The following is an 8,508-nucleotide window of genomic DNA, read 5'->3' on the forward strand; positions in this document are numbered from 1 at the left end:
AATAAAAGAAGGAACAATTAAAGGAAAAGAAGAAACAATAAAAAGTCTATTAGAATCAGGAATGAGCGCAGAAGAAATATCTGACCGCCTCAAAGAACCTCTTGAAAATATTCAAAAAATAAAAAATAAGATAGTTTAAAACTATCTTTTTACACTCTTTCTTCAGTCTCGTTCCAGTCAGAGCTTTTGGCCGGCAGCAATGTAAATATCAATGTAGCAATCAACAGAATCGCCGCAATTATGATTGTAAAGACCAGCTGGTCAAAAGTTGCGGAATTGACAACATCAATAATACCTCCAATCCATACAACTGTAATGAAAATTGGAAGAATATATTTTACAATCACAAGCCACCACTTGCCCAATTTGATTGTTTTTGACCGGGCATTCATAAAATCAATGAGTTTTTCGGCTTTAAATACCCATGCAAATATGATACACTCCAGAACCACACCTAAAAGTAATGCAATTTGGTTGATGAATGTATCTACATAACCTAGAACGTTACTTCCATATGAAGTCGCATATATCATTGAACAAATGGCTCCGACAATGATTAGAATAGTCATTGTTCTTTTTCTTGTAAGGCCAAACTTGTTCTGTATTGAAAATGACAAAGGCTCAATTGTGGAGAGAATACTGGTAAGACCTGCAAGATAAACTGTAAAGAAAAACAGAGGCCCCAATACATAAGCCCACTGACCCAATACATTAAACACAGTTGGATAAACGATGAATACAAGACCTGTTCCCTGAGTTACAATATCAGCCACCGGTATTCCTGACTGCAATGACATGTATCCCAGAATTGAAAACACACCCAAAGCTGCGAAGTTTTCAAAAAGAGAATTTGCAAGAGCAATTGAAATTGTATTTGTAACCAAATCCGCATCATCCTTGGTGTAGCTTGCATATGTAAATGCAATTGACATTCCAAGGCTCAGAGAAAATACAATCTGACCGAATGCAGCCATCCATATTCCAAAATCAGTGAGAAGTGACCAGTTCGGATGGAAAAGCTCTGCCAAACCAACTGAAGCACCTGGCAAGGTCAGGGAAAATCCTACAATAATCACCATGATGATAAAGAGCGCAGGCACCAATACCTTTGAAACCCTTCCCAAACCTTTTTCAAGGTCTCTGTGGGATATAAACCATATTATTACCCAACCAACAATCATTGACACTGCAATAAGTGGGACAAAACTGGCAAGTCCAGTATATGAATCTGAAGCATGCAGAAGAGTGCTTGTAAAGTACGCATTAGGATCAGCTCCCCATCCCTTAAAGAAACTCATGAAAATATATATTCCGTCCCAACCCAGAATAGCTGAGTAATAAATCATAATCATAAAAACCGCAACCGGCAAAAGCCAGCCCAAATATTCCCATTTGGAGCTAATTTTTGTAAGTGCCTTTGAAAAGGAAGACTTAAAATTGTATCCCACACCATATTCAAGAATCAGAAACGGAATTCCCATAATCAGAATTGCCACAATATATGGAATGTAGAATGCTCCCCCACCATTTGAGTAAAGCACATAAGGATATCTCCAAATGTTTCCAAGACCAACGGCAGAACCTATCATCGCAAGGATGAATGACATGTTGCTGCCCCATTCATTCTTATCTTTTGACATAAAACATTTTCCTATTAAATTATGTAATATATTTTTATAGCTCAAAAGTTAAAAATGTTTAGATTCGCTTTAAAAAAGGATAAATTGGTAAAAAAATATATGAAAAATGAATAAAAAAGATTGAATGGAAATTTTAAATAGATAACTTCCCATTTTATGAAAATGTATCTAAACAGATTATAAAAGAAGAACTGTTTTTAAACTTACTCCAGTAACTTTTGCGATCTCTTCCGGAGAAAGCACACTTTTAAGGTTTTTGCCATTTCAAGATTATATTCCCCCATTATCTCTTCTTTACATCTGCAGTACACCTTTAGCTTTTTCAGCCATACCAATCATCTCCATTAATGATTCCTGTTTATCCACATCAATATACTCAACAATATTAAGATAACTTCCAACAACCACTTTATCAAACAGTCCTTGGGAATGCAATGCTTTTTGGATTTGACATATCCACAGGTTTCAAGAACGATTTCAGCCTCACCAATATCCCATTCAAACAAAGGTAGAGTTATCAAAAAATAACATTCCTCAAATGTGAGCACAATATCCTTATCAAATTTATAGTCACTTAAAAAATAAAATTACAGCAAAAGGACTGTCTTTAAACTCAAACCTGTGATTTTGGAAATTTCTTCAGGAGTATGCAAACCCTTTAACTTTTTAGCAATTTCAATTTTTTTTTCAAATTCATCCATCATCTCTTCTTTATACATCTGCAGTACACCTTTAGCTTTTTCAGCCATACCAATCATCTCCATTAATTTTTTCTGTTTATCCTCACCAATATACTCAACAATATTAAGATAACTTCCAACTACCACTTTATCATACATTTCCTTGGGAATACATTGCTTTTTGGATTTGACATATTCACATGTTTGAATAACAATTTCAGCCTCACCAATATCCAATTCAAACAAAGGCAAAGTTACCAAAAGAGAACACTCCTCAAACGTGAGCATAATATTGTTTTCAAATTTGTTTTGAATAAGATTTAAATCCTCCTGTTTGTTTATTTTTTTGGTTTTGATTATTCTTGGATGAAATGTCAAATCCAGCTTAACATACTCCTTGATTCTACCGCCCTTAGACATTACAATCAATATCAGTTCAACATCTTCACTGCTTTTGCAGAATTCACGAGTATAATACTCAAATGACTGTTTTAAATCATTATTTGTAAGAGTATTCTTTTTGAATTCAAAAATGACTATTTTTCCGGATTTCGTTAAACCCTTAAAATCGAAAAAATTGTCAAAGATTTTTACCCTGCCTGTCTTTTTGTAGGTTATCTCTTCAGTTGGAAGTATGTCAATTATTTCCTCATCAATGCTGAGTACAACCATGACATGATTTAGAAAATACATGAAACAAAACTTAAGGAAAATATCCCTATTTCTTTCAGTTTCTATCGCCATAAAGTTAAAACCTCATTTAAAGTTAATTGATTGTTTATAACTTTATAACTCTAAATATATAAAGTATTTGTTTAAATAAAGAACAATTTGATTGTTTAAAAGCAATATTGCGCCAATAATGCGAAATTGATTCCAAATGGTGAATAATATTTATTTTGAAAAAATATTTTAAACCTAAATGATTGCCAACAAAAGCTTTCATTCCGCATATATCATCCCAAAATTACAATTATTTGAATTTAAACAAATGAAACCTGATTTAAATATTATTTTAAAAATATAAATAGTTTTTCTTTGATTTGGGAACAATTTTATAAAGTGACAACAATTTTATGCTTTCGTACAACTTTTCCAAAATAAGTAAAATAAGTCTTTAAGATTCATCAGAAATTGATTTGTCAAGCTCTTCTGCAGAATTTCCAATGGAAATCTTTTCAAGAACTGAAGAACCGTAATGAGGCAAGATTACCAGTCCAATTATGGATGCCATCCAAAATGAAATCATTCTTTCAACCATGGTTACAGGACCTGCAAGAGATGGTGTACAGCCTGCCCTTGAATACAATCCAATCATAAGCCCGTCAATGGCCCCAAGACCACCCGGCAGAAGAGGAATCATACCGACTAAAGAGGCAAGGATAAACACTTCGCCTATTACGATGACATTCAAGGTTGCACCGAATGCAAGAAAGACCACATAAACCCTCAGGATTTCAAAAATCCATATAACAAAGGACAGAGGTATGGTATAGTAGAGAAGCTTTTTGTCTTCAATTAGACGCTTCATGGTATTTTGAAAACCGGTGATGTTTTCATGGATTTTGACTTCCAAATCATCAGAGCCTTTTTTGTAGAATCTGCGAACCAACTTTACTATGAAGTTTTCAACACGAACGCCAAAACTCTCATTAATGCACATGTAGATGAGAACTGCAAGAATTGCTATTATTGCTATAACTGATAAGACCAAAACCGCATCAAGCCAGTCTGGAAGCTGAAAATAAAAAACTGTCGCGATGATTGTGATGATTGCAAGGACAATGAACGGAAAAGTGTCTAAAAGCCTGTCTGCAACAACTGTTGCAAAGGTTTCCTTAAGCTCATAGCCATGCTCTTTTGCTAAGATATATGCCCTTACCGGTTCACCTCCGCCACGACCTGACGGTGTGATGTTGTTGACCGCAAGCCCGACCATAACAATCGGAAATAAACTTTTAAAACTAACGTTAATGTCTGCAATGCTGTTGACAATTTGCCATCTCCATGTGTATAGGCAGTATGTAAAAATCTGCATCAGAATCGCCACACCGATAATGGCCAGATTGGCATTTTCCAGAGCATCAATTAGCTGGTCTATTCCTATAAAATAAAGCATTACTGCCAAAATAACTATACTGAATATTATGAAAAATGCAGATTTTTTATCCATGTTTAAAAATATAATAAGTTATTTTTTATATAATTATTGAATTAATATGGGCCAAAATCAATTTCATTTAAAATATGTGCTACACGATCTTCTTCAGGAGGAAGCTGCATGTAATCTCCATAAATAGGAGTTAAAGTATTATAATCATCATTAGGAATATTAGCTATAATATCTTCAAATTGAGCTTTTTTAGGAGGTTTGTAATCATCTCTTTTAAAAGTAACTTTTTCCATTAAAGTTAAATCAGTAACATATTGTCCGCTGCTTTTATCGTATTTTGTAAATAGTTTATATAGCTTTTTTTGAAAATACTTCGGAGACAAATGCAATATATTAAACAAGCTATGAGTTAAATTTAAAATTAAATTCACAATTTTAGAGTAATTGTCAAATCTTAAAACAGAAATTGAATACATTCTTGCAAGATAATAACATCTTTGAATGTGTAATTTTCTTTTGAGATTATTATCCGGAAGGTTATCTAGAATGAATAAATCTATGTGAATTCCCAATTTAAATGACACCTGCTTGTCCCAGTATTCAGCCCAATAAGTTCCATTCAATGAAATTCGGCCAAACTGGAAGAAGTATTCATTATCATACCTTGAATCAAAAATAGTGTATTTGTCTGAAGGATTTTCCTCCATAACTTTCAGGAATTTTTCATAATCCTCTCTGAATAATATTACATCAACATCATCATCCCAAGGAATAAAACCCTGATGCCTGATAGCTCCAATTTGAGTTCCATAAATTAAATAATATTCAATGCCATTATTATCACAGATTTCTATGAAATCCTTTAAAATCATATATTCTATTTCTTTAATATGATTAAGAGTCACTTCATCCTGATTGGTCATAAAATCCCTAAAATTAATATTTTTTAATAATGTTCAGATTCTTATTTTCAAAATCCTGCATAACACGACAGATTGACTTTGAAACTTCAGAATCGATATATGTATTATTTTTTCCAAGTTCAATGGATTTTGCAAAAGCAACCAGTTCATATCTTATTCCTTCACCATCCAATTGATAGAAATACTTCCTGTTGTCTTCCTGATTTTCATATCTTAACTCAAAATAATCAGTTTTCCACCATGGTGCAGGAACATAAGCATAACCTTCAGAACCAGAAATTATAAGTTCCCCTTCTGATTTGACACGGTTTGCAACTTTTATTGATGCAACCGCATTATCATATTGAAAATCAATTTTGGTAAACAAATCAAAATTAGATTTATCATCCAAAAGTAATGAATTAATTGTCATGTTATTATAGTCAACACCTAAAATCTGAAATATCGGCAGGAGTGCAGTTGGAGCCCATGAAGTAATGCTGTTCCATGAATTATCATCAAATTCCCTTAAACTGGTACAGGTTGCATCCACGGAGTATATATCTCCAATATTTCCTCCTTTAAGTAAAAGCAGTAATCTGTTATATGCTGTTGAATAAGCGGTCTTGATGGAATCCATTAAAATCAAATCATTCTCATTAGCCAATTGTTCCAGTTCCAAATATTGAGATTCATCCAATGCTATTGGAGACTCACACAGCACATGTTTGCCTTCAGTTAATGCTTTTTTAATATGTTCATAGTGTTTTGATGGATGAGAAATGATAAACACCGCATCAACCATATTTAACAAATCATCATAACTGCTGGTTAAAAATAAGGAATCATTTTCATAAACCTCCTTTTCAGAGTCATTGCTTACGAAAATTGCATTAACATTGATTCCGTTGACATATTGTGATTCATCATAGAATTTTTTTAATACATTACCTTCACCAATCAAACCCAGATTAATGCTTCTGTATTTTGATCGGATATCTGAACTTGAAACACCTTCTGTCCTCTCCAGATATACTACATCACAGTAATCTTTCAGATAATCAAAGTGACCTACCCAGTCAGAACCTACAGTGAAAATATCTACATCATACCTTTTGATGTCATCAATTTTTTGACCTTCATATTCCTCGATGATAATTTCATCTGCCAGCCCTGTTGCCCTTACTGATTCTATTCGCTCCATCAATGACTGTTTGACATTGATTTTGCCTCTCTGTTTGTCAAAATCATCAGCTGTAACACCTACAATTAAATAGTCCCCTAGTTCTTTTGCTCTTTCTAGAAGTCTTTGATGACCGTAATGGAATAAATCATAAGTTCCATAGGTAATTACTTTAATCATTTTAATATTCCTCTTTTTTCCAAATCATGTAATGCTTCAATGAGTTTGTCGTTATCTTCAATTGTCAAATCACCAATATGGCCGACTCTAAACATTTTATCTGCAACTTGTCCTCCGCTTGGATTTACCCAGATAGAATATTCTTTTTTTAAGGTGTTTACGATTTCAGTTGCAGAGGAGTTGGTGTACACACTGGTAACTGCATTTCCCAGGTTTTTGCATTTTATCTCCAAAGGCAAATCACTGATTCTTGAGCGGAAGTCTTCTGCTAAATTTGAGATTCTTTTAATTTCTGCTTCAACTCCGCCTTGAGCTTTGATTTCTTTTAATCTTGCATTTATCTGAAGCAAAATAGTTACTGCAGGAGTGAATGGAGTTTGGCCTCTCTCACCATTTTTAAGTGCATCTTTAAGGTCGAAATACATTGATTTAACTGGATTTTTTTCAACTCTTTCAAGTGCTTTTTCATCTAGAACTATGATTGAAACTCCTGGCGGACATGCCAATGCTTTTTGTGAACCTGTTATCAATGTGTTGATATTCTGTTCTTTCATGTTGATTGGATCTGCAAGAAAAGAACTTATTGCATCCACAACTAAAAATATATCATTCTTATTACAAAAATCACTGATTAAATCCAAATCATAGTGAACTCCAGAACTGGTTTCACAGATATTTACTAAAAATCCTGTAAATCCCTTATCGGAGTATTGATTTAAAATATCCTGTGTCAAATCCTGACCGAAATCAAGTTTGATGTCTTCAAATGGAATGTCATGCAAATCACATAAATCAACAAAACGTTGACCAAATCCACCACCATTAACAACCAAAACCTTGTCTTCGGTTGAAAACACATTCATTACAGTAGCTTCCATTGCAGCAGTTCCGGAACCTGTGATGAACACAACTCTTGAATTTTCATCCGCGTAAACGAATTGTCTCATTAACTTTTCATTTTCAAACATTACTTCGGAAAATTCATCATTTCTAAAATATGGAGTTTGCTCACCGCCAATTTTTCTTACCTCATCACTGCTCATTACAGGGCCTACTGTAAAATTTAACATTATATCACACCTATTCAATTACGAAAAACATATAGTGGGTTTCACTATGATCACTTAAATCTTTAAAAATATCATCGGAAAATACTTTATTATAATTCAAACCTTTGAACAATTCCATGTATTCATCTTTAGTTCTATATATTGCATTATAATCTGCTTCCAGACCTTCAGAATAGAAATCTTTAAGGGTTAATCTTGATTCCATATGAGAAACAGGCTCCATTATGAATAATTTTTTATCATCAGCACCTACACGGTTCAATTCTTCAAAGACAAGCTTAATATCTTCATCGTTGATGTACATTAAAACTCCGCTGAAAATAATAACATCAAATGGAGGCTCGATTAATAGCGCATCCTCATCAATATCTGTTGCAGACATGACCTGGAACTTGCAGTTGTCATAATCATAAGTTTTTTCAGCTATTTCAATCAAATCTTCAGTATAGTCAATACCAAGATAGGATTCGCATTTATCATGTAACGCTTCAACCCAACGGCCGATTCCGCAGCCGACTTCAAGAACTTTTTTACCTGTTACATCAATGTGTTCATGCAATAATCTTTTTTCTTCAATGTGTCTTTGTTCTGAATTTTCCTTATCCTGGAATAAAACAATGGATAAATCACTTTCCAACTCACGATTAGCCCTATCTGCAAAAAAGTTTTTAACCTTTTCAGAATTAATATCTTCATTGTCACCGTATAATCTTGACATTTTAACACCTTTGATAATATAA

8 protein-coding genes are annotated in these 8,508 nt (G+C 33.4%); all 8 read right to left on the reverse strand.

Going from position 1 to position 8,508, the window contains the following annotated elements; all coding sequences use genetic code 11:
• Positions 1 to 149 precede the first annotated feature (149 nt).
• Complete coding sequence (locus ACKI2P_RS03200; protein WP_407374947.1) at positions 150 to 1,640, reverse strand: sodium-dependent transporter; 1,491 nt, start codon at positions 1,638 to 1,640, stop codon at positions 150 to 152.
• A gap of 294 nt (positions 1,641 to 1,934) precedes the next feature.
• Complete coding sequence (locus tag ACKI2P_RS03205) at positions 1,935 to 2,075, reverse strand: hypothetical protein (protein ID WP_407374949.1); 141 nt, start codon at positions 2,073 to 2,075, stop codon at positions 1,935 to 1,937.
• 152 nt (positions 2,076 to 2,227) lie between these two features.
• Complete coding sequence (locus ACKI2P_RS03210; RefSeq protein ID WP_407374951.1) at positions 2,228 to 3,064, reverse strand: hypothetical protein; 837 nt, start codon at positions 3,062 to 3,064, stop codon at positions 2,228 to 2,230.
• A gap of 373 nt (positions 3,065 to 3,437) precedes the next feature.
• Entirely contained in the window at positions 3,438 to 4,493 is a 1,056-nt protein-coding gene (locus ACKI2P_RS03215; RefSeq protein WP_407374953.1) for a UPF0104 family protein, read from the reverse strand.
• Positions 4,494 to 4,534: 41 nt separating this feature from the next.
• A complete protein-coding gene (locus ACKI2P_RS03220) occupies positions 4,535 to 5,356 on the reverse strand; it encodes a phosphorylcholine transferase LicD (protein ID WP_407374955.1) in 822 nt (273 codons plus the stop codon).
• Between the two features lie 13 nt (positions 5,357 to 5,369).
• On the reverse strand, positions 5,370 to 6,698 hold the full coding sequence (locus ACKI2P_RS03225) for a Gfo/Idh/MocA family oxidoreductase (protein ID WP_407374957.1): 1,329 nt from the start codon (positions 6,696 to 6,698) through the stop codon (positions 5,370 to 5,372).
• Positions 6,695 to 7,768, reverse strand: coding sequence for a pyridoxal-phosphate-dependent aminotransferase family protein (locus ACKI2P_RS03230; RefSeq protein ID WP_407374959.1), 1,074 nt, complete (start codon positions 7,766 to 7,768; stop codon positions 6,695 to 6,697). The genes ACKI2P_RS03225 and ACKI2P_RS03230 overlap by 4 nt, the downstream gene beginning before the upstream one ends.
• Before the next feature lie 10 nt (positions 7,769 to 7,778).
• Positions 7,779 to 8,508: class I SAM-dependent methyltransferase (locus ACKI2P_RS03235; protein ID WP_407374961.1), on the reverse strand; the 730-nt coding region annotated here is incomplete at its 5' end.

It is taken from the genome of Methanobrevibacter sp. (assembly GCF_045541095.1).
Taxonomy (GTDB): domain Archaea; phylum Methanobacteriota; class Methanobacteria; order Methanobacteriales; family Methanobacteriaceae; genus Methanocatella.